The following is a 21410-nucleotide window of genomic DNA, read 5'->3' on the forward strand; positions in this document are numbered from 1 at the left end:
TTTTTGTATTTACTATCTGCAAATATGCTTAATATTGTTTTATGTTGGCTGAAAAAAAGGAAAGGGTGATCATGGGTATAGACCCGGGAACTTCAATAATGGGATATGGAGTAGTGTTAGAGAAAGGAAGTAAAATTGAATTAATCACCATGGGGATCGTTAAAATGGATCATATGGACGATCACTTTTTGAAATTACAGCGCATTTTTGAAAAAACCATTCTCCTTTTGGATGAGTTTAAACCCGATGTTCTGGCACTTGAGGCTCCTTTTTATGGGAAAAACATTCAGGTTATGCTAAAATTAGGTCGGGCACAGGGTGTAGCAATGGCAGCTGCCCTATCCAGAAATATCCCCATTGCAGAATATGCACCCCGGAAAATCAAACAATCCATAACAGGCAACGGAAATACCAGTAAAGAACAGGTAGCCGCCATGTTACAGCGACTATTAAATTTTAAGGAAACACCCGAATTTCTAGATGCAACCGATGGTCTAGCTGTTGCTGTTTGCCATTCTTTTCAGAGGGTAAGCACCAGCGGAGCAGGTAAATCCTACTCCGGCTGGGAAGCATTTGCCAAAGACAATAAAAAACGTCTTAAGCAGTAACCTGATTTGCGTTAACTACTTTTCTTTTACGATAATATTTAAAGCCGAAATACGCTGCTGTTCCAATTAATATCCAAACCCATAAGTTCATTGCAACAAGTATAACTTCTTTAAAGATGTACCATCCGTTCTGAAAGCTTAATCCCAATCGGGTAAAGAAATTTGGACGATAGCTATACAAATCATCATTTCCAACAAGAATGCTCTTAACAGTATTGTCCTGATAAAAATTAAGGGTAATTGTACTGTACTGAACTTTACTGTCAATCATCAGATTCTCTATCTTTTTATCTACGTAATCATCTTTAAGAGATAGCGAGGTTTCTACATTATTACTTTTCTTATTGGCATGCTTATTAAGTTGTTCTACAGCCTCAACCCTATTTTCATTCTTTAATTTATTGCTCAAATAGACAATGCTTTGATCGTCCATTTTAAGCGATTGCTGATCTATAAAAACAGCAAACTTTGCTACTTTATTGGTGAACTCATCCAGCTTATCTGAAGGAACCTTTGCTATTATAAATCCTTCCGTGCGGTAGGAAGTAAGCTCCAATAATGAGTCTGTAGAATATTTTACCTTTTCTGTTTGTTGGATATTGCTTTGAACCGTGAACTCTGCAATGGTTCCTCCTTCGGCTTTTATTGCTGAGCTCAATTTCTCTTTCGTATTCTGAACGTCCTTAACCCTGAAACGCATATCTGCAGTCTTGATGATCTTTTCAGCTAGAAGTGAATCTGTTGCCTCCAGATTGGCACTTGCGGAGTCAGAATTTTCTAATTTTGAATCTTTATTACTGTTGCACGAAAACATGGCTATTGCGAATACACAATAGATTAAATATTTTTTCATAGTATTAATGATTAGGTTTTTTCCTTAATACCAAATATTAAATTAGGTAACCTAAAAATTTCAGTAAATAAGATCAATTTTAATGTAAATCATATAAACGTTACAAAAAAAAACGTCCTCACCAGCTTTTGCTAATGAGGACGTTTCTAAAAAAATATTTTTATACTATGCGTCTAATATTTTGAATACACCTTTACAAGCGATTATAGAACCGATTAAAAGTATTGCCCATGAAATAATAGACAATGTTGTAGAGTCACCAGCAAAGCGTAAAAATACGCCCAAAATACCAACTAAAATCCCAACGGTCATCAACTTATAAATTGAGATCTCGTTAGCTCTTTTCATGCTTTCTGTATTGTGTTTTGGTGTCTGTTCCATTTTACTGTTTTTATGTACTGCGCAAAAATAATATTTTTTAAACTAATACAGCATATAACGCTGATCTTTTTATATCACTCAATTCTACCCATTCAAAGCAGCTGCACCACTTACAATTTCTGTAAGCTCTGTGGTAATTGCAGCCTGACGAGCCTGGTTGTACGAAAGCTTTAAAGCTTTCAACAAGTCGCCTGCATTTTCAGTTGCTTTATCCATTGATGTCATACGGGCACCATGTTCAGAAGCATGAGAATCCAATACAGCTTTGTATAATTGAATTTTAATTGACTTAGGAATTAACTGCTCAACTATTTCTTCCTGAGAAGGCTCTAAAATATAGTCTACGTTAGTAGATTTCTCTTCTGTAGCATCCTGGCCATTAGTTAATGGAATTAATTGTTCAGTAGTTAAAATTTGAACAGCAGCATTTTTAAATCTGTTGTATACCAGTTCAACTCTATCATACTCACCTTTGGCAAAGCCTACCATGATAGCATCAGTGATTTTGGTAACATTTTCGAAAGTAAGTTCAGAATACACCTCGTTATTGTTTCCAATTACGTTGTAGTTACGTTTCTCAAAGAAATCCTGAGATTTCTTACCTATAGCTACAATACTTACATTACCATTTTTCAACTGTTCGCTATACTTCTCGGCAATCAAATTATTAGTAGCTTTAATTACGTTCATATTAAACGCACCAGCTAAACCACGGTTAGAAGAAACCACAACGATCAAAACCTTGTTAGGTTCACGCTCTTGTATAAAAGGTGACGATGATCCCTCTAAACTAGCTGAAAGATTTCCTAAGATCTCTTTTAGCTTGGTAGCATAAGGACGTAACTGTATGATAGCATTAGTTGCACGCTTCAACTTAGCGGCCGAAACCATTTTCATGGCTTTGGTAATCTGCTGAGTAGATTGTACCGATGCTATTCGAATTCTTACTTCTTTTAAATTAGCCATTCTTCTTTATCTTCAGTTCAGCTTTATTAGTATTTACTTGAAAGCTCTTTAGCCACAGTTTCTAATACTCCAGTGATTGAATCATCAAACTTACCTGCTTTTAAAGCTTTTAACGTTTCTGGATGACGCAATTCTAATTGCTGTAAATATTCAGCTTCAAATTCTCTTACTTTATTTATAGGAACTGAACGCATTAAGTTTTTAGTACCGATATAAATGATAGCAACTTGTTTCTCAACAGTTACAGGAGAGAACTGACCTTGTTTCAAAATCTCAACGTTACGTGCACCTTTATCAAGAACTGATTTAGTAGCAGCATCTAGGTCTGAACCGAATTTAGAGAACGCCTCTAACTCACGGTACTGAGCCTGATCCAATTTTAATGTACCAGCAACTTTTTTCATTGACTTGATCTGAGCATTACCACCCACACGTGATACCGAGATACCTACGTTAATGGCCGGACGAATACCCGCATTGAACAAGTTACTTTCTAAGAAGATCTGACCATCAGTAATTGAAATTACGTTGGTAGGGATATATGCAGAAACGTCACCCGCTTGAGTTTCAATAATAGGCAATGCAGTTAATGAACCGCCACCTTTAACGATACCTTTTAACGATTCCGGTAAATCGTTCATCGCTTGTGCAATCTCATCATTCGAGTTGATCTTTGCAGCACGCTCTAACAAACGACTGTGAAGATAGAACACGTCACCTGGATAAGCCTCACGACCGGGTGGACGACGTAATAACAATGACACCTCACGGTATGCAACAGCTTGTTTAGATAAATCATCATAAACAATTAAAGCTGGTCTTCCAGTATCACGGAAAAACTCACCTATTGCTGCACCTGAGAAAGGAGCATAGAACTGCAATGGAGCAGGTTCAGCAGCAGAAGCAGCAACAACTACTGTATATGGCATTGCACCGTTCTCTTCAAGAGTACGAACAATGTTTGCTACAGTACTTGCTTTCTGACCGCAAGCTACATATATACAGAATACAGGATTACCTGCTTCATAAAATTCTTTTTGGTTGATAATGGTATCAATACATACGGCTGTTTTACCAATCTGACGATCACCAATAACAAGCTCACGCTGACCACGACCAATAGGAATCATCCCATCGATAGCTTTAATACCAGTTTGTAAAGGCTCAGTTACCGGCTGGCGATAAATTACACCTGGTGCTTTACGCTCAATCGGCATTTCGTAAGTTTCACCTAAAATAGGTCCTTTACCGTCGATTGGCTCACCAAGCGTATTAACAACACGTCCCAGCATACCTTCACCAACTTTAATAGAGGCAATTTTCTTAGTACGTTTAATAGTATCACCCTCTTTGATTTTGTCTGAAGGGCCCAATAGAACCACACCAACATTATCTTCTTCAAGGTTCAAAACAATACCTTGCAAGCCGGTTTCAAATTCAACTAATTCGCCCGATTGAACTTTAGTTAAACCATAAACACGGGCAATACCATCACCCACCTGCAATACGGTGCCAACTTCTTCAAGTTCTGCTTCTGATTTGAAGCCCGCCAATTGTTGCCTGATAATTGCCGATACTTCGTCTGGTCTTACCTCTACCATAATTTTATATTATTTCTTTTGTAAATTCAGTATTTATTATCTCTTATTATTTCATCTCAGGATTAAACAATTCCCTGAGCAAATTCCTTTTTAAGTTTATTTAAACCACTTGAAATACTTGCATCAAATTGTTTATCTCCAACTTTTAAAATAAAGCCGCCAATTAATTTGTCATTAACTTTTTCTTTAACAACAACTTCATTCGCACCTATTTCCTTTTTAACAATAGCTACAATTTCAGCTCTGCTTGCAGGTGTAAGTTCAACAGCTGACGTTACATCTGCAGTAACAATACCTTTAATAAAGTTGTATTGAGCAATAAAAGCTTTTGCTGTACCAAATAAAATCGCAGAACGACCTTTGCTTACAACCAATTTCATAAAGACTTTTGTAACCTGATGAACCTTAGAACCAAATATGTTTTCTAAAATCCCTGCTTTTTTATCTAAAGGAACTATAGGGTTTTTAAGGATAGCTTCTAATTCAGAATTATCATTAATTACTCGTTCTAAAAGAACCATATCATTTTTGATTTCTTCCAAAGCATTTTGCTCTGTAGAAAGATCTATTAATGATTTGGCGTATCTCGATGCTGCTTTATTTTCTGACATTTTCTTTGGTATATCTAGCTAAACAAACTATCAATTAGTTTAATTCAACATCTTTTAAAAGATTAGCAACTAAATCCTGCTGTTTTGCTTTATCTTCAAGCTGGCTACGTAATACACGCTCAGCAATCTCTAAAGATAAAGTTGAAACCTGACTCTTAAGTTCTGCTAAAGCAGCTTTCTTCTGATTTTCAATTTCAATTTTAGCTTTCTCGATTAGCTTAGTACCTTCATTATGAGCTTGTGTTTTAGCTTCATGAACAATACTATCTTTAAGGGCTTTAGCCTCTTTTAAGATATGGTCGCGCTCAGCACGGGCTTCTTTCATCAACTCCTCGTTCTGAGCAGTTAAACGAGCCATCTCATGTTTCGCAAGTTCAGCTTTATTTAAAGCCTCATCAATTGATTGCTCACGTTCATGAATAGCAGCAAGAATGGGTTTCCATGCAAATTTCTTAAGCAATATTAATAAGCAAACAAATGCGACTGCTGTCCAAAAAACTAATCCTATGGTAGGGGTTACTAATTCCATTTTATATAATACTTTTAAACTTATTCTACTTTATTAAGGCAGGTAAATAACCAATCGTTAAATACCTGCCTAAACTTTTTCAGTTTGAGTTATTAAACACCTAAGCCTAATAATGCAACTACCACACCGAATAAAGCAGCACCCTCAATAAGGGCAGCAGCGATAATCATTGCAGTCTGAATTTTTGATGCAGCTTCTGGCTGACGAGCAATACCTTCCATTGCTTTTCCACCTACCTGACCGATACCGATACCGGCACCAATTACTGCTAAACCGGCACCTATCGCCGCGATTGAACCTACCATAACTAATTTAATTTATATAATTTGTAAAAAATAGTTTCTAATTAATGATGCTCTTCTACTGCCATACCAATAAACAAAGCAGTAAGTAATGTAAATATAAAGGCTTGTAAAAATGCAACCAGTAATTCTAATACATCCATAAACAATACGAAAGCAACAGATACCGGCGCAATAGCCAATGTTTTAAAAATAAATATCAATGAGATCAAACTCAACACAATAATGTGGCCTGCAGTAATGTTAGCAAACAAACGAACCATTAATGCAAAGGGTTTAGAAATCACACCTACAACCTCAACTACAACCATAAGCGGCCATAACCAGAAAGGTACGTTAGGTAAAAAGATGTGCTTCCAGTAATATTTGTTACCATTGATATTCACAATGATCATGGTAAACAATGAAAGAACAAATGTTAACGAGATGTTACCAGTTACATTAGCGCCCCCTGGGAAAATAGGAATTAAACCTAAAACGTTATTAATCCAGATAAAGAAAAACACGGTTAACAGGTAAGGCATAAACTTAGCGTGCTTATGTCCGATATTCGGCTTAGCTATATCATCTCTTACGAAAATAATGATTGGCTCAACAAACGACTGCAAACCTTTAGGTGCTTTACCAACACGTTTTTTATATGCACCGGCAACCGATATAAATATGATCAGAATAACTGCTATTGCAACAAACATTGCAGCAACATTCTTGGTGATAGAAAAATCAAGAATTTTAGATGAAGCTGCTTCATCCACCTGACCATCGGCTCCAACAATTTTAATCTTGTCTTCAACCAAACGATAAGTGTTTTTAGATCCGGTATAATCATGCTCACCATGATGAAAGTTACCAGAAGAGAAAAATTCTACACCAGCTGGAGTGTATAATATTACAGGAAGAGGAACTGAAAGGTGACCCCAAAGATGCCACATATGCGAATCCGCAATGTGTTCCATAATTACCTTGGTTGGTTCAAATTTCTTCTCACCATGTTCGGCACCATGAGCACCTTCAACATGAGCCGCAGTTACGGCAGTATCAGCAGAAACAACTGCAGTATCCCCTTGAGCAAAAACCCTAGACGAAACCGACAGAAACGCTAAAAAAAGCGTAAAAACAACAATTAACCTTTTCACTTTAAACTCAAAAACGTGGCTACAATCCATTTAGTCGCAGATTTTTACTATTTATTTTGGTGGCGCAAGTTACGTAACAAAGAGTATATTTCAAAGAAGCTGAACAATAAATATAAAGAAAAAAAATTCAGCACAAAAATCAGCCCCTTTTCCTTAGCATTTAGGCTGTAAATCAGCACAAAAGCCAAAGAAAAAAACATTTTCACTGCGATAGACCCCATAATGGCCATTATTCCAACTTCAGGATTACGTTTAAGGCCTAAATCAGCACAGAAATAAGCGATGTAGGTGATAATGGCAAAGAAGAAATATACCAGCCAAAATTTGCTGGTCAAAATCCGGGTATCAGGAAAAACAACTGGCAACAGATAGGCTATACCAGCCAAAACAATACAATAAAGTAAATAGGAAACGGTAAAACGTGCTAGGCTCAAAATCTATATTTTTTACAAAAGTAGGTATTTACCTCGGCTTAAAATAATCGACTTTAGTTTTTATTCAACTGTTTTACAACCTGATACATAGCTGCCCCAACCCCAATTAAACTAAATATAGCCGTAATAATACGCGTTTTACTTCCTCTGTATTCATCAATTTTATAGCCTATAAATGCAAAAACCCCTATTGTTGCAAGCATTTGAAAACTAATTGAAGAGTATTTAGCAAATGTCTTTAAGCCTTTTTTCTTTTCCTCAGGATCTACCATAAACTGATATATTTAAATAAAATGGGTTTTGTTAAGAAGTTATTGATGAATAAAATACTTTTGTATATATTTTGTTTTTATTAAGTATCAACTTAATCTATATTTTTTGAAAAATTACGCGATCTACAATTTAAAGATAATATTATTTAGCTTATGCCTCTGCATAATATATTCCTGCAGCTCTCAAAAAGATACCGCTTCGAGCAGAGGTATGCAGAACTTAACTGCTCGCTATAATTATATCTATAACGCTAAAGTTCTCTTAATAAATCACCAACAGGAAATTACCGAAACCTATGTTGATAATTACGACCAGATACTCCCGGTTTATTTAGGCCCGGAAACGGATAACAATGAGGTAAGCACCTCCCTGAACCTAAAACCAATGGATGATATTATTAAAAAAGCCCAAACCATCATCCTTGAAAAAAGCTACAGCAACTATATTGACGATGCTTATATATTGTTAGGGAAAGCCAACTTTTTTAATGGCAACTATTTTAACGCTACAGAATATTTTGATTATACCGCTAAAACTTACAAAGGCAATGTAAACAGCCAATTGGAAGCACTCAATTGGAAAGCGCGAAGCCTTATGCAGCTAAAAAGAATCAGTGAGGCCAATAAAGTATTAGACTCACTCGAATCTATCCTTCCGGATATTAAAAAGAAAAGCAACCTTGCCGAACCATTTGCTACACTTGCCCAAATGTGTATTTATCTGGACAACAATGCAGCCGCCATTTCCTATTTAAAAGATGCAATTAAAGCTGGTACTGGAACTGATAACAGAATACGTTGGACCTATATACTTGCTCAGCTTTATGAGCGACAAAAAAATTATCCTGATGCATTAATAAACTATAGAAAAGTAGTAAAAAGTAACGCTCCTTTCGAAATGTATTTCAACGCTAATCTTAATCAGATTAAGCTAAGAACACTTCAGGGAGGCCCACAAAAAGCAAATAAACAGGATCAATTGCTTAGGCTCTTAAAGGACGACAAAAACCTTGATTACAATGATCAGGTATATTTTCAAATCGCAGAAAGCCATGCTGCAGATGAAGAATACACTGAAGCATTAAAATACTATCAGTTATCTATTCAAAAAAGCACTACAAACCAATATCAAAAAGGTCTTAGCTATTTAAGAATCGCCGATTTAAACTTCAAAGTTTTTAAAGATTACCTTAAAGCCAAATCCTATTATGACAGCACGGTTAATACCCTTCCTAAAAATTACCCGGGATACGAGCTTATTCTTAAGAAAAACCAAAACCTGCAATACTTAACCAACAGGTATCAAATTATAAGCGTCGAAGATACCTTACAAAGCATTGCAAAATTGCCAGAGGCAGACAGGGCTGCAAAAATACAACAGCTTGCAACTCCCGTAGCCACAACTCAGCAGTCTGCAAACACCAATTCAGCTTCAACAGCAGGTTACCAACCAAACTATGGCCGTAACAACACTGCCCAGCTACAAAGCTCTTTTTATTTTAGCAATCCAGCTGCAGTAAGTATAGGATTTTCAGACTTTAAAAGAAAATGGGGAAATAGAAAGTTAGAGAACAACTGGCGTCAAAGCATTAGAACCTCGGCTCAGGAAACTTCACAGGAAATTGCGAATAACATTAATACCTCAACTGAGCCCGACGAAGCCGCTCCCGTTGTTAAAGACCCTCAAACCCTGATAAAACAATATACCGATGCGTTGCCTGTTACACCGGAACTTCTTGCAAAATCCAATCAAAAGATCATTGATGCTTACTACGAAATAGCAAGTTTCTACTTACAGGAATTGAATAGCCCTAAAGAAGCAGCAGAAGTTTATCAGTTATTATTGAGTAGATTCCCTACCAACAATCATTTGGCAGCAACCTATTATAGCCTGTTTTTAATTAACAAGGGGGGTGATGAAGCAAAATCTGCAGATTTCAAGAGCAGAGTTTTAAAAGACTTTCCTTCGTCCATGTATGCGAAAATCATTATAGATCCTTCATTCTCATTAAAGCAATCAGAACTTGAAACAGCAACAAACAAACAATACAACGATCTATTTGAGCAGTACTTAAAGAAAGATTTCAATACCGTAATCAATCGTGTAAATGAAATCTCGAAAAATAACACCAGTAGTTTCCTTGCACCACAGTTTGCCTATTTAAAAGCAATTGCAATTGGGAGAACAAACAACGTAGATGCCCTGCTAACCGCTTTTAGTAGCATAACAGAGCAATTTCCAGACGACAAACTGATCACTCCTCTTGTTAAGGAAAATGCAGCTTATATCAATGATCATCTCTCAGATTTTCAAAAAAGGGATACTGCACTGATAGATTTTGATCCTAACGAACCGCCTTTTTTCGGCCCGGCCAAATCAATACCAACCGTTGCCAAAGCACCGGAACCAGTTGCTTCCCAAAAACCAGAACAAACGGCAAAAGTTCAGGAACCGGTTAAGGCTGCATCCCCTCTGCAAGCAGCTCCAGATGTGCCTAAAGCTACCGAAGTAAAGGTCGACGGCCCATTCAGCACAGCAACATCAACAGTTTACTATTATGTAATAGATGTATCCGATGCCTCATTAACACTAAGCTCGTCACGTTTTGGTATTGGTCAGTTTAACCGCGGAAACTATGCCGGAAGTGGTCTGAAACACCAATTAAAAGAATTTGACAATGATCAACTCATTTATGTGGGGAACTTTAGTAATTTTGACGAGGCAAAAACCTATGCATCCGGAATCACTCCACAGCTAAAACAAATCATGAAAGTTCCCGTTAATATCTACACAAGTTTCATCATCAGCAAAGAGAATTTCGAAAAACTTACCAGTAAAGCTTTGCTGGATAAGTACATAGAATTTTATAAAAACAACTATTAAAAATGAGGAAAGCACTTTCGCAGGAAGACATCAGAAAGTATAACTTTACATTATGGAAATTATTAATCGGGGGAATAATTCTCTTTTCCCTGTTTATCATTTGCATCGGATTTGGATTATTTGGAGAGCTCCCATCATTCAGAGATATTGAACACCCTAAAAGTAACCAGGCATCAGAAATTGTAACTGATGATGGAAGGGTTCTAGGCACCTATTTTGTACAAAACAGATCAAATGTTACCTATCCGGAAATCTCAGAAAACGTAATTAATGCGTTAATTGCAACCGAGGATATCCGATTCAGAGAACATTCAGGTATCGATTTCAAACGTACATTTACCATATTTTTTTATGCCCTAATCGGGAAAAAACAAGGGGGTAGTACAATTACCCAACAGCTTGCTTTAAACCTGTTTTCAGAAGAAGGAAGACAAAAAAACTTTGCCAAGCGTATTTTACAGAAATTTCAGGAATGGGTTATTGCCGTAAAACTAGAGCGCAACTATACCAAAGAAGAAATTATTGTGATGTATCTTAACACGGTAGAATTTGGCAACCAGGCATATGGTATCAAATCGGCCGCCAGGGTTTATTTCAACACAACCCCAGATAAATTAACTGTTTCACAGGCAGCAACCCTGGTTGGTATTCTTAAAGGAATCACCAGATACTCACCTACCCGAAACCCTGAACGGTCTTTAGCCAGAAGAAATACAATTATGGGGTTAATGCTAAAAGAAAACCTGCTTACCCAGCAACAATTTGATGCTGAGCAACAAAAACCACTAGGGTTACACTTTAGCGCAGCAACTGTTAACGACGGAATTGCACCATATTTTAGGGCTGTTTTAAAGAATGATATCAGGAGAATATTTGAAGAGCGTTCTATAACAAAACCAGATGGAACTCCATATGATCTTGACAGGGATGGGTTAAAGATAATCACAACCTTAAATTACGACATGCAGGTTGCAGCTGAAGATGCGCAAAAGGAATACATGAAAACTCTTCAGCAGTCGTTTATCAACAGCTGGAAAGGACGAAACCCATTCAAAGGAAAAGAAGCCCAGATAGAACAGGGTGTTAAAAGATCTGACAGATACAGAGCTTTACAGCTTGAAGGTAAATCGGAAGCAGAAATTAAAGAAGACTTTAATACTCCCACCCGTTTAACCATCTTTACCTGGAAAGGAAATATAGATACCTTAATGAAGCCTATTGATTCTGTAAAGTATTACAAAATGCTTTTAAGAAATGCAATGATGGCCATGGATCCGCAAACAGGATATGTTAAAGCCTGGGTTGGTGGTATCAACTACGAACATTTCAAATATGATCAGGTTAAAATGGGTACAAGGCAGGTGGGCTCAACCGCTAAACCATTTACCTATGCCGTAGCAATTGAAAACGGGTATTCTCCATGCTTTTCTGTGCTTAACGAACCGGTTACAATAGAAGTTCCGGGAAGTCCACCATGGACCCCGCGTTCCGGAGGTACCGTTCCGGGCTACCTGACTTTGCAAAAAGGACTTGCACTTTCGCAAAACTATATTGCTGCTTACCTGATGAAACAAGTAGGCCCTACTGCCGTAGCTACACTGGCTAAAAAGATGGGTATTACATCAGAAGTACCGGCTTATCCGTCCATATCTCTTGGTTCATTCGATGCTTCTGTTTATGATATGGTTGGCGCTTACAGTGTTTTTGCTAATAAAGGTATTTGGACAAAACCAACCTATATTCTAAGAATAGAAGATAAAAACGGTGTGGTCTTGCACAGCGAAAAACCAATCCCTGTTCCGGCAATGAACGAAGAAGTGGCCTATGTGATGACCCGTATGCTTAGAGGTGTAGTTACCAACGGGACTGGTTGGAGGCTAGCTGGCAGGTTTGGCATTAAAACTCCAATTGGCGGTAAAACAGGAACAACACAAAACAATTCAGACGGATGGTTTATGGGAATCAGTCCGCAATTGGTTGCAGGTGTATGGACCGGGTGTGAAGACCGTGCATTTCACTTTACCAGTACTGCACAAGGTGATGGAGCTACAACGGCTCTGCCTATTTTTGCAGGCTTCATGAAACGTGTATATGCAAACCCTAAATTAAATATCTCTAAAGCAGATTTCGAACCTCCTAAAAGCGGTGTTTCCATCACTTTTGACTGTAACCAGTATCAGCAGCAGGAGCAAAAAACGGAGCTTGATGAGAAATTAGGTTTTTAACCAACTTAACCTAGCTTAGTGTCAATGAGTGCTTTTGAATATAAAAAGGCTGTTAGTGATATTCCTCATAAACCCGGCGTATATCAGTTTTGGGATACCGAGGGCATTCTAATTTACATTGGTAAGGCAAAAGACCTAAGAAACAGGGTTGGCTCCTATTTCAATAAGGATAATCAGATGAATGGAAAAACAAGGGTACTTGTTTCCAAAATCAGAAAAATATCCTTTACCATTGTTGATACTGAAATTGATGCATGGCTGCTCGAAAACAGCCTCATAAAAAAGCACCAGCCAAGGTATAATATCATGCTTAAGGATGATAAAACATATCCATGGATCATCATCAAAAAGGAAGCCTTCCCGCGTGTATTCTGGACCAGAAAAATGGTTAAAGATGGGTCTACCTATTTTGGCCCTTATGCCTCTGTTGGCATGATGCATACCATACTTGACCTAATTAAAGAAACATACCCGCTTCGTACCTGCAATCTCCCGCTTACCGATAAAAACATTAACGAAGGCAAATTTAAAGTTTGCCTGGAGTATCAGATCGGTAATTGTAAAGGCCCTTGTCAGGCTTATCAAACGCATGACGATTACGACAACAGTATAGAGGAAATCAAGGATATCCTTAATGGAAAAATAGGAAATGTAATACGAGATGTAAAGCAGGTAATTAAAAACTCTGTTGAACAGCTAAACTTTGAATACGCCCATCAATACCAGCTAAAGCTGCAGGTGTTAGAAAAATACCAAAGTAAGTCTACCGTAGTAAACAGTGCAATTACCAATATAGATGTAGTAAGTATTGCTTCAGATGAGCGGTATGCTTTCGTAAATTACCTAAAGGTAATGAATGGCAGTATTATTCAGACTCAAACCATCGAAATCAAGAAACGATTAGATGAAACCGATGAGGAATTACTAACCATCGCCATCACGGAGTTCAGAACAAAATTCCACAGTACATCTAAAGAGATCATTGTTCCTTTTGACATTGTACTTCTCGATACCAATCTGAAGTTCACTGTACCCAAACTGGGTGAGAAAAAAAAACTACTCGAGCTCTCACAAAAGAATGTGCTGTTTTTCAAAAAAGAAAAGTTAAACCAGTACGAAAAGCTCAATCCTGATTTAAGAACTGATCGTATCCTTACGCAAATGCAAAAGGATCTAAGGCTTACTCAATTGCCAAAACATATAGAATGTTTTGATAACTCCAATTTTCAAGGTCAGTATCCGGTATCCGCAATTGTAGTTTTTAAGGATGCCAAGCCATCAAAAAAAGATTACAGACACTTTAATGTTAAAACCGTTGAAGGGCCCAATGATTTTGCCACAATGGAAGAAGCTGTTTACAGGCGATATAAGCGTATGCTGGAAGAAGAAGGAACATTGCCTCAACTTATCATCATTGATGGCGGTAAAGGCCAGTTATCATCAGCTTTAACGAGTTTAAAAAAGCTGGGTATAGACAAAAAGGTTACCGTAATTGGAATTGCCAAGCGTTTAGAGGAATTGTATTACCCGGGAGATTCTTATCCCCTATACCTGGATAAGAAATCTGAGACACTAAAAGTGATTCAACAACTACGAGATGAAGCGCACAGGTTCGGTATCACCTTTCATAGAAAAAAACGAGATCAGGGAACATTAAAAACAGAACTGGAACAAATAGATGGTATAGGCAAAACGACTGCCGATAAGCTGTTAAGGCATTTTAAGTCCGTAAAGAAAATAAAAGAGGCATCAGAAGCAGCCCTTGCAGAAGTGTTAAACAAAAAACAGGTACAGACTCTGCTCAATTATTTTAAACAATAGGATTATACAATATACAATAGGGTATAAAACACGTCATCTCGACTTTAGGAGAGATCTCTTGTTTGTATTGTTCAAGAGATCTCTCCTAAAGTCGAGATGACGAAAAGGTTAAAATAAAATCCGTTCTAATACTCCCAAAGACTCTGTTCAAAATCAGAGATCGATTTCTTTATCCGTTCAGACTCATAAAGCTTTCTAGGATCTTTAGGATCGGTAAGACCTAACATATCCGTAATATTTTTATTTCCCGGATTGGTTTCTTTAACAACATAACTCGAGAACAACCTTCTAACAAAAAAATCATCAAAAGTTAAAGTAGAAGCATCATTACCCGGGTTATTAAGGCGTTTTTTGCTTAACAGCTCACGTGCATCATCATAATAAACCCAAAATACCGGTTGCCAGTGTCCTTCAACCTCTTTCATTGGCGCAATACCAACTATTCTTGGTTCAAAAACAGAGCGCTTAGAATCTAGTATCCAATCTTCCTTTATTCTGTATTTTAAAAACTCATCCGATCTTAATCTTCTTAAAGAAGGTTCGGCAATTTTACCCGTTGCAGAATCAGCTACACCTTCACTTACCCCCCTTGCACTTTGCAAAGCCTCCTGAGCAGTCAAAGCAATGCGAAACGAATCATTATCGTCAAGAATCTTCCCTGCGGTAGTATCTTTATTAGAATATACTGTTAACTCCTCGTTGCCAATCGCTTCTAATAAAATATCAATTAGTTTAGCATCTTCAGCTTTAAGAACCGAGTTAATGGTGTCTCTTAAATCAATTTCACGCCAAATTCTTTTCGCATAATAAACATCCTCTTCCCTTACATCAGCATATGGAACCATCACATTACTATCGATGTCCTTTCTTACGGCAAAGCCATCCTTTGGAGGTGTTTTAATCTTAGTTTTCTTAAGTGAATCCACCTTAGCCGGAGCTGTCGGGACCTGTGCAAATGCACCCATACTTAACAACAATAATGCAACAATACCTAAGACATTTTTCATAATATTCTATTTTGCTACAAATGTAATTCCGTCTAAAACTTTTTGTCTTCCATCTGGCCCTTCGCAAACAATATCCTTAAAGATAACAGTTGCATTTGGCTTAATAGAATTTAAAGCTCCTTTAATCTGTCCGTTAAAACCACCACCACTGCATTGAATGGTAACCGCATCAGCCTTCGGATTAATAAAGGTAGCAGAAAATCTGATCACCCTGAATTTAACATCGAAAACGAAATCTTCAAGCTGTGTCTCAATTCCACCGGCACCTTCCAGCCATTCCAAAGGAACATTACCTCCGGCTTTTCCTTTAACATATGCTCTCGGAGTAGGCAATCCTTTAACTCTGAATTGCTGAGAACCCAGATTTAATGTTTTACCGGCGTTAGTAGCAGAAACATTAATACTTAAAGTTTTGCCAACCTGTCCACCATCAACATTAACAGTGTACTTACCATTACCGCCAGAAATAGATCCTCCTGAAATAGAAGCACGAACGCTTTCTAAAGGAAAACCAGCCGCCGAAACTGAGAATGGATTAGGAATACCGGCATAAATAACATTCATTTTATCTGGTGATACCGTTGCCGAAGGCTTAGCTACCTGATAGCTTTGCTCAGCAGTTGGATATTCTTTAATCTGTCCGTCGGTTTGTCTAACCCGGATAATCCCTTTCCATCTAAAAACACCAACACTGCCGGTGCTACCAGAATAAGTTCCTTTACCCTCTTTAACAGATAAAGCATTTCCGCCAACCGAAATTTCAGGATTAGATCTAGAGTCGCTAGCCGTTAAAAAAACCTGAGCAGTATACGGCTGGCCTTGTACCACATATGAACTTGGTGCAACAGCAACCGCTTCAAACTGATCTAAATTTACAAGGGCCTTATCCATGTTACCGAATAATTTCTTTACAACTTCAGCTTCAGCATTTTTAACATCCGACTGTATCTTGGTCAAAATTGTATTTGCGGCAGTAAGCGGAGTGCCTTCGCTAAAGTTAATATCCTCCCACTTTTTATTGCCGTTAATATTTTTCTCAGCGTCTTTGGCCTCAAGCGTAAAGGTTACACCTGCACGATCTTTCTCATCCAGTAAGGCAATTAATTTCTCACGGGTTTCATTGATCTTAACTTTAAGCTTCTGACCTTCTTTCTGATTAATCATAATGCCCTGTGCAATATCAAGGTTTGCTCTTTCAACAAGATCACCTGTTTCCTCATCAATACCTTTTCCTGCGGCATTAAACTTATCTTTCAGCTTCTGCACATAATTATTCAACTCATCTGCATAGGCTTTGGCTTTGTTGGCCTTATCCCATATTGGTTGAGCCCTTGCCGGCTCATCTTTAAGTTTTGTATTTTGAAATGATGTAAATAATTGTTCAATGCTTGTATTTACGTTAGTTTTTGAACTAACTAAACTATCATTGATATTTTTAAAAGCATTTAATATAGTATCTGATACGTTTAGGGCGAGCATAGCTAACAATACCAAATACATGATATTGATCATCTTCTGTCTCGTTGTCTGTTTTCCTCCGGCCATTCTAAATAGGTCTGTTTGGTTAATTAATAAATAAAATAATTACTAATTATCCGCGTGGCTGGTTCATAGCAGATAACATATTGCCATAAATAGCATTTAACGATGACAGGTTTTTAGCTAATTTACCTACTTCATCTTTAAACTGTTTAGAATCTTCCATTGATTCATTAAAGTTGTTCATCGTAAGCGATAAGTTCTGGTAAAACTTATTCATAGATTTCAAATGAGCACTTGAATCCTGTAGTTCTAATTCATATACAGCATTTAAAGCTGATAAATTTTTAGCCAATGTATTTACCTGCTCATGGTAAGATTTAGAAGCAACATTGCTTTCACCCATTTCTACCAATTGAGAAGTAGCTCTTTCAAATGCACTGTTTAAGCTATCAAAGCTTGCCGAAGCACCTTTAATTTTACCTGTAAATTCAGCTGTTGCAGTTGAAACATCAGCTACATTAGATATAGCAGCAACTTTATCTCCAAAAGTACGTAAACCCGTACCCAGGCTTTCAATCAATTCAGGACCAATTTTAGCGTCTACAAGCATCTTATCTAAGGCCGCAGTTGAAGAAAAACTTGCAGCAGGTGCAGCAACCGGTCTGGCCGAAGCCTTAGGCAGTTCCCCATCAAAATCGTCTCTTAATTCAGGATATACCCTTTCCCATGCTGGTTCAGGGTCAGGTTGAATGAATCCGGTTAGCGCAAAAAGAATTGCTTCTACCCCTAGTCCGGCACCAATCATATAATTACCCCAAACACCACCAAGGTGAAGGATTTTGAAAAGTGCTCCAAGAATTACCACACTAGCACCAAGCGATATAGCTAGGTGCATCTTATCAAATTTTCTATTTGCTGCCATTTTATTAAAATAAGGATTATCGGTTTTGGGTTTTGTTCGTTTAGTTTTTATAAGAAATATCAGTTCCAGGATATGAAGAAATACATCTGAAACCAATATAAGATCTTGCTTCATCCTGATACTCATAAGTACCAACAGAGTTTTGCAGGAAGAAACCTATGTCTTTCCATGAGCCACCCCTTACAACCTTACGTTTTTTGTATTTGCTGTCCGAAGTTTTAGCTACATAAGTAAAATTAGGATTAAAATCGTGTAGCATTGGCGCTGCTGATGGGTTGTAAGCAGTTATAGTCCACTCGGCAACGTTACCAGCCATATTATATAATCCGTAATCATTCGGAAAATACGATTTTACGTTTACGGTATACAAACCACCATCATCTGAATAGTTTCCGCGTCCAACTTTAAAGTTTGCCTGCATACACCCTTTGGTGTTACGCACATATGGCCCTCCCCATGGATATTTGGTTTTCACGTTACCACCTCTGGCAGCATATTCGAACTGAGCATCACTTGGTAATTGATACTCGGGTCTTGAATTAAGCGGTTGTTTTCTTGCTACCGCTACTGATTCATAGAAGCGTGTACGCCATACACAAAATGCAGAAGCCTGCTCCCAGTTTACACCAACAACAGGATAATCATCGTAAGACGGATGGTTAAAGTAAGTTTTAACCATTGGGTCATTCTGCGAATAGGAATAATCTACTTTCCAAACCATCGTATCAGGGTAAACTGGAATAGATGGGTGGTGATTGGGATTAGAAGGATCAGGCAAATCTGTATAAGTAACAATAAAATCCTGTCTCTTTTTAGAAGGATCATTTCTTCCTTCGGCAGCCAGATCAGTGCTTACATAGCTGTAAGCATATCTTAATTTTCTGATATCAATTTCGTTTCTTCCGGGAATCGCATCAGCTCCGCTATAATACATATCGGTTAGCTTACTGCCGTATCCGCCATTTTTATTACTCCACAGTTGTGATCCGTTACCAACTTTTCTCCAGTCGATATTTCTTGTTCCACCAAGAGGAGTTGAGCCTGCCGGTCCTTGTGGTTGTGCCTGAAAATAGTTCGGCGCACCAGAGGGGCCTAAACTGGTTACAGCAATTGAATCTCTAACCCAGTTTACAAATTGCCTGTATTCAGCATTTGTAATCTCGGTCTGATCCATAAAAAATGCACTAAAGGAGGTCATTTTACTAGGCGAGCTCTGAGAGTTATTGATGTCCTCATCAGATATACCTATAAGGGTTCTACCAGGAGGTATGTAAACCATACCCAAGGGAATCCTATTATTTCTGAATTTTTTATTGTATACACCAACCAGTTCGCCCTGGCCGCCCTTTCCACAACTGGAAAGAAATATTGCAACGATAAAAAAACCTAATAAGTATCTGTTTCTCATAATTAGCATCAAGCAATTTCCTAACAATTTTATCAATAATGATTGATATAAACAATTATTGGGGGTAAAAATATGCTTAAAGACTAAAATGAACAGAATTTAGTTCAAATGAACTTAATTATTAAACTTTAAAGAAATAATGCTTAACTGTATGTTAAGCATTATTTGTTAGACTTTTTAATATAATTTTCTATAGCCATAATCATAGAAGGAGCCTCTGGAGAAGGGGCTGCAATGTCTACAATAAGGCCCGCATCCTTAACAGCTTTGTGGGTATTTACTCCAAAAGCAGCTATACGGGTATTGTTCTGTTTAAATTCAGGGAAGTTAGTAAACAACGACTGAATACTTGATGGGCTAAAGAACCCGATCACATCATAAAAAACTTCTGCCAGATCCGAAAGATCTGAAACAACTGTTTTAAATAATACAGCCGGAGTAAAATCATAACCATTCTTCTGCAAGAAATTCATAGTATCCTCAGTAGCCACGTCAGAGCAAGGGTAAAGGAACTTTTCACCTGCGTGTTTTTTCAAAACCTCGGCTAAATCTGCTGCAGTTTGCTTTCCAAAAAAGATCTTGCGCTTTCTATACTGAATGTATTTCTGCAGATATAAAGCAGTAGATTCTGAAATACAAAAATATTTCAGATCGGCAGGAACTTCGTACCTCATTTCTTCACAAATTCTGAAAAAATGATCAACGGCGTTTCTGCTGGTAAATACCACGGAGGTGAAATCACTTAACGTAATTTTGTCCTTTCTAAAATCCCTGGCAGGTACTCCTTCAACATGAATAAATGACCTAAAATCAATTTTCAAGTTATACTTTTTTGCCAAATCAAAGTAAGGAGATTTCTCTGTTTCTGGTTTCGGTAATGTTATTAAGATACTCTTTACCTTACGCAACCTATCTTCTGTCTTTTCTTGCATTTTACAAATTACACGGTTATAATCCTATTGCCTTGATTAAAATTAATATAGGGCAAATTTCGAGGGCACAAAAGTACAAAAACAAATAGACTTTTGAAAATCGATGATGAGATAAAATATTAACCCCTGCCCTTATGAACTGAAAAGCAAAGATCACGCCTAACAGTATAAAAGAGATAGCAATGTAGTATGGGCCATATTTTAAGGGGGATAATGCGAATGCTATAACCAGTGGAATGAAGATTAAAGAGAGGTTAAAATAACTCAAATATAATATTGTAACATATTCATTAACCGGCTTCTGAATGTTAAAAAGGTACCCTAATATCCTTAAAATAACTATTTTCATGATGTATAAAACCACAATAAGTATAGAAATGCTCAGGTAAAACTGGAAACCTGTACCTGGAAAAGAGATGTGATAAAAGCCTGAAACAAGGTAAAAGAACATTCCTATTGTAAAGCCAAACTGAACAAATAAGAGTAAAAAAGGCCACGATGTAAACAGGTTATCTTCCTTATTAAGATTGTTCAAAACCCTGTTACTAAAAAAAGATTGCACAATTGTTTGTAACTGTTTATTAAAGGATATTTTTAACACTGCAAACAAAACCAAAAGCAAAGCTACAATAGCCGGCACCCAAACTGAACCTTTTGGTACTGGTTTGCCCAATCTGTATTTACTTACCTTCATCGTGGTAAGCTCTTTATATCTGCTGATAAGATTAGAACGACCCACAACATTTGCCTTAATTATACTATCCATAATCATGTGTTTATGGACCATTGAATCTGGAAAAAGCCAACTGTGGGTCATTATAGAATCCGTAACAAATTGCTGACGGGCAAGAAAAGCCGGATCTTTTACAAATTTACGTTTGTAAGTTGTTGTTACAACAGAATCAACAGTCTGCGGTACTATCTGTGCATAAGTCCGGCTATAGCCTAAGGCAAAAAATAAGGAGACAATTAGTATAACACGACTCAAATTCATCGCCCCAAATTTAGATAAAACTTTTGAAGATCATGCCAATAG

At 37.3% G+C, this 21410-nt stretch carries 20 protein-coding genes; 4 read left to right on the forward strand and 16 right to left on the reverse strand.

Features of this window, described 5'->3' with window-relative positions; translation table 11 throughout:
* Positions 1-41: 41 nt before the first annotated feature.
* Positions 42-608 carry a crossover junction endodeoxyribonuclease RuvC gene (gene ruvC / locus HQN86_RS14735; protein ID WP_172661662.1) on the forward strand — a complete coding sequence of 189 codons (567 nt, stop codon included), beginning with the start codon at positions 42-44 and terminating at the stop codon, positions 606-608.
* On the opposite strand, the gene HQN86_RS14740 is transcribed toward ruvC, so the two are convergent.
* The 10 genes from HQN86_RS14740 to HQN86_RS14785 form a co-directional block, all read right to left on the reverse strand.
* Positions 598-1461: a DUF4349 domain-containing protein gene (locus tag HQN86_RS14740; RefSeq protein WP_172661663.1), complete on the reverse strand. Its 864-nt coding sequence runs from the start codon at positions 1459-1461 to the stop codon at positions 598-600. The genes ruvC and HQN86_RS14740 overlap by 11 nt on opposite strands.
* Before the next feature lie 165 nt (positions 1462-1626).
* On the reverse strand, positions 1627-1842 hold the full coding sequence (locus HQN86_RS14745) for a hypothetical protein (protein ID WP_172661664.1): 216 nt from the start codon (positions 1840-1842) through the stop codon (positions 1627-1629).
* Between the two features lie 84 nt (positions 1843-1926).
* Entirely contained in the window at positions 1927-2808 is an 882-nt protein-coding gene (atpG, locus tag HQN86_RS14750; protein ID WP_172661665.1) for an ATP synthase F1 subunit gamma, read from the reverse strand.
* Positions 2809-2834: 26 nt separating this feature from the next.
* Entirely contained in the window at positions 2835-4409 is a 1575-nt protein-coding gene (gene atpA, locus HQN86_RS14755; protein ID WP_172661666.1) for a F0F1 ATP synthase subunit alpha, read from the reverse strand.
* Between the two features lie 62 nt (positions 4410-4471).
* Positions 4472-5020, reverse strand: a complete 549-nt coding sequence (gene atpH / locus HQN86_RS14760; RefSeq protein WP_172661667.1) for an ATP synthase F1 subunit delta — start codon at positions 5018-5020, stop codon at positions 4472-4474.
* A 34-nt stretch (positions 5021-5054) separates the two neighbouring features.
* The gene (locus HQN86_RS14765; protein ID WP_172661668.1) at positions 5055-5549 is read right to left on the reverse strand and encodes a F0F1 ATP synthase subunit B; all 495 of its coding nucleotides are present in this window, start codon (positions 5547-5549) and stop codon (positions 5055-5057) included.
* 92 nt (positions 5550-5641) lie between these two features.
* Positions 5642-5854 (reverse strand): ATP synthase F0 subunit C, encoded by a 213-nt coding sequence (atpE, locus tag HQN86_RS14770; RefSeq protein ID WP_048907663.1) that lies wholly within the window; start codon positions 5852-5854, stop codon positions 5642-5644.
* Between the two features lie 41 nt (positions 5855-5895).
* Positions 5896-7017 (reverse strand): F0F1 ATP synthase subunit A, encoded by a 1122-nt coding sequence (gene atpB / locus HQN86_RS14775; protein WP_172661669.1) that lies wholly within the window; start codon positions 7015-7017, stop codon positions 5896-5898.
* Positions 7018-7034: 17 nt separating this feature from the next.
* Positions 7035-7421, reverse strand: a complete 387-nt coding sequence (locus HQN86_RS14780) for a hypothetical protein (protein ID WP_172661670.1) — start codon at positions 7419-7421, stop codon at positions 7035-7037.
* A gap of 53 nt (positions 7422-7474) precedes the next feature.
* A complete protein-coding gene (locus tag HQN86_RS14785; protein ID WP_172661671.1) occupies positions 7475-7693 on the reverse strand; it encodes an AtpZ/AtpI family protein in 219 nt (72 codons plus the stop codon).
* Positions 7694-7799: 106 nt separating this feature from the next.
* Here HQN86_RS14785 and porW point away from each other — a divergent pair, with 106 nt between their 5' ends.
* The 3 genes from porW to uvrC are packed head-to-tail and all read left to right on the forward strand — an operon-like array spanning position 7800 to position 14623.
* Positions 7800-10577 carry a type IX secretion system periplasmic lipoprotein PorW/SprE gene (gene porW / locus HQN86_RS14790; protein ID WP_172661672.1) on the forward strand — a complete coding sequence of 926 codons (2778 nt, stop codon included), beginning with the start codon at positions 7800-7802 and terminating at the stop codon, positions 10575-10577.
* 2 nt (positions 10578-10579) lie between these two features.
* Positions 10580-12802, forward strand: a complete 2223-nt coding sequence (locus HQN86_RS14795) for a penicillin-binding protein 1A (RefSeq protein ID WP_172661673.1) — start codon at positions 10580-10582, stop codon at positions 12800-12802.
* Positions 12803-12826: 24 nt separating this feature from the next.
* Entirely contained in the window at positions 12827-14623 is a 1797-nt protein-coding gene (uvrC, locus tag HQN86_RS14800; RefSeq protein ID WP_172661674.1) for an excinuclease ABC subunit UvrC, read from the forward strand.
* Positions 14624-14748: 125 nt separating this feature from the next.
* On the opposite strand, the gene porN is transcribed toward uvrC, so the two are convergent.
* The 6 genes from porN to HQN86_RS14830 all read right to left on the reverse strand — a co-directional run bounded on the left by porN (position 14749) and on the right by HQN86_RS14830 (position 21368).
* On the reverse strand, positions 14749-15630 hold the full coding sequence (porN, locus tag HQN86_RS14805; protein ID WP_172661675.1) for a type IX secretion system ring subunit PorN/GldN: 882 nt from the start codon (positions 15628-15630) through the stop codon (positions 14749-14751).
* 6 nt (positions 15631-15636) lie between these two features.
* Entirely contained in the window at positions 15637-17175 is a 1539-nt protein-coding gene (gene porM, locus HQN86_RS14810; RefSeq protein ID WP_172661676.1) for a type IX secretion system motor protein PorM/GldM, read from the reverse strand.
* Positions 17176-17221: 46 nt separating this feature from the next.
* The gene (porL, locus tag HQN86_RS14815) at positions 17222-18034 is read right to left on the reverse strand and encodes a type IX secretion system motor protein PorL/GldL (RefSeq protein WP_172661677.1); all 813 of its coding nucleotides are present in this window, start codon (positions 18032-18034) and stop codon (positions 17222-17224) included.
* Between the two features lie 40 nt (positions 18035-18074).
* On the reverse strand, positions 18075-19442 hold the full coding sequence (gene porK, locus HQN86_RS14820; protein WP_172661678.1) for a T9SS ring complex lipoprotein PorK/GldK: 1368 nt from the start codon (positions 19440-19442) through the stop codon (positions 18075-18077).
* 161 nt (positions 19443-19603) lie between these two features.
* Positions 19604-20374 carry a uroporphyrinogen-III synthase gene (locus tag HQN86_RS14825; protein ID WP_048907674.1) on the reverse strand — a complete coding sequence of 257 codons (771 nt, stop codon included), beginning with the start codon at positions 20372-20374 and terminating at the stop codon, positions 19604-19606.
* A gap of 16 nt (positions 20375-20390) precedes the next feature.
* A complete protein-coding gene (locus tag HQN86_RS14830) occupies positions 20391-21368 on the reverse strand; it encodes a DUF4271 domain-containing protein (RefSeq protein WP_172661679.1) in 978 nt (325 codons plus the stop codon).
* Positions 21369-21410 lie beyond the last annotated feature (42 nt).

The organism is Pedobacter panaciterrae (assembly GCF_013204795.1).
Lineage (GTDB): Bacteria > Bacteroidota > Bacteroidia > Sphingobacteriales > Sphingobacteriaceae > Pedobacter > Pedobacter panaciterrae.

Coding starts and splice junctions, on each gene's coding strand:
- ruvC (WP_172661662.1), top strand. CDS start 42: ATGTTGGCTGAAAAAAAGGAAAGGGTGATCATGGGTATAGACCCGGGA.
- HQN86_RS14740 (WP_172661663.1), bottom strand. CDS start 1,461: ATGAAAAAATATTTAATCTATTGTGTATTCGCAATAGCCATGTTTTCG.
- HQN86_RS14745 (WP_172661664.1), bottom strand. CDS start 1,842: ATGGAACAGACACCAAAACACAATACAGAAAGCATGAAAAGAGCTAAC.
- atpG (WP_172661665.1), bottom strand. CDS start 2,808: ATGGCTAATTTAAAAGAAGTAAGAATTCGAATAGCATCGGTACAATCT.
- atpA (WP_172661666.1), bottom strand. CDS start 4,409: ATGGTAGAGGTAAGACCAGACGAAGTATCGGCAATTATCAGGCAACAA.
- atpH (WP_172661667.1), bottom strand. CDS start 5,020: ATGTCAGAAAATAAAGCAGCATCGAGATACGCCAAATCATTAATAGAT.
- HQN86_RS14765 (WP_172661668.1), bottom strand. CDS start 5,549: ATGGAATTAGTAACCCCTACCATAGGATTAGTTTTTTGGACAGCAGTC.
- atpE (WP_048907663.1), bottom strand. CDS start 5,854: ATGGTAGGTTCAATCGCGGCGATAGGTGCCGGTTTAGCAGTAATTGGT.
- atpB (WP_172661669.1), bottom strand. CDS start 7,017: ATGGATTGTAGCCACGTTTTTGAGTTTAAAGTGAAAAGGTTAATTGTT.
- HQN86_RS14785 (WP_172661671.1), bottom strand. CDS start 7,693: ATGGTAGATCCTGAGGAAAAGAAAAAAGGCTTAAAGACATTTGCTAAA.
- HQN86_RS14795 (WP_172661673.1), top strand. CDS start 10,580: ATGAGGAAAGCACTTTCGCAGGAAGACATCAGAAAGTATAACTTTACA.
- uvrC (WP_172661674.1), top strand. CDS start 12,827: ATGAGTGCTTTTGAATATAAAAAGGCTGTTAGTGATATTCCTCATAAA.
- porN (WP_172661675.1), bottom strand. CDS start 15,630: ATGAAAAATGTCTTAGGTATTGTTGCATTATTGTTGTTAAGTATGGGT.
- porM (WP_172661676.1), bottom strand. CDS start 17,175: ATGGCCGGAGGAAAACAGACAACGAGACAGAAGATGATCAATATCATG.
- porL (WP_172661677.1), bottom strand. CDS start 18,034: ATGGCAGCAAATAGAAAATTTGATAAGATGCACCTAGCTATATCGCTT.
- porK (WP_172661678.1), bottom strand. CDS start 19,442: ATGAGAAACAGATACTTATTAGGTTTTTTTATCGTTGCAATATTTCTT.
- HQN86_RS14825 (WP_048907674.1), bottom strand. CDS start 20,374: ATGCAAGAAAAGACAGAAGATAGGTTGCGTAAGGTAAAGAGTATCTTA.
- HQN86_RS14830 (WP_172661679.1), bottom strand. CDS start 21,368: ATGAATTTGAGTCGTGTTATACTAATTGTCTCCTTATTTTTTGCCTTA.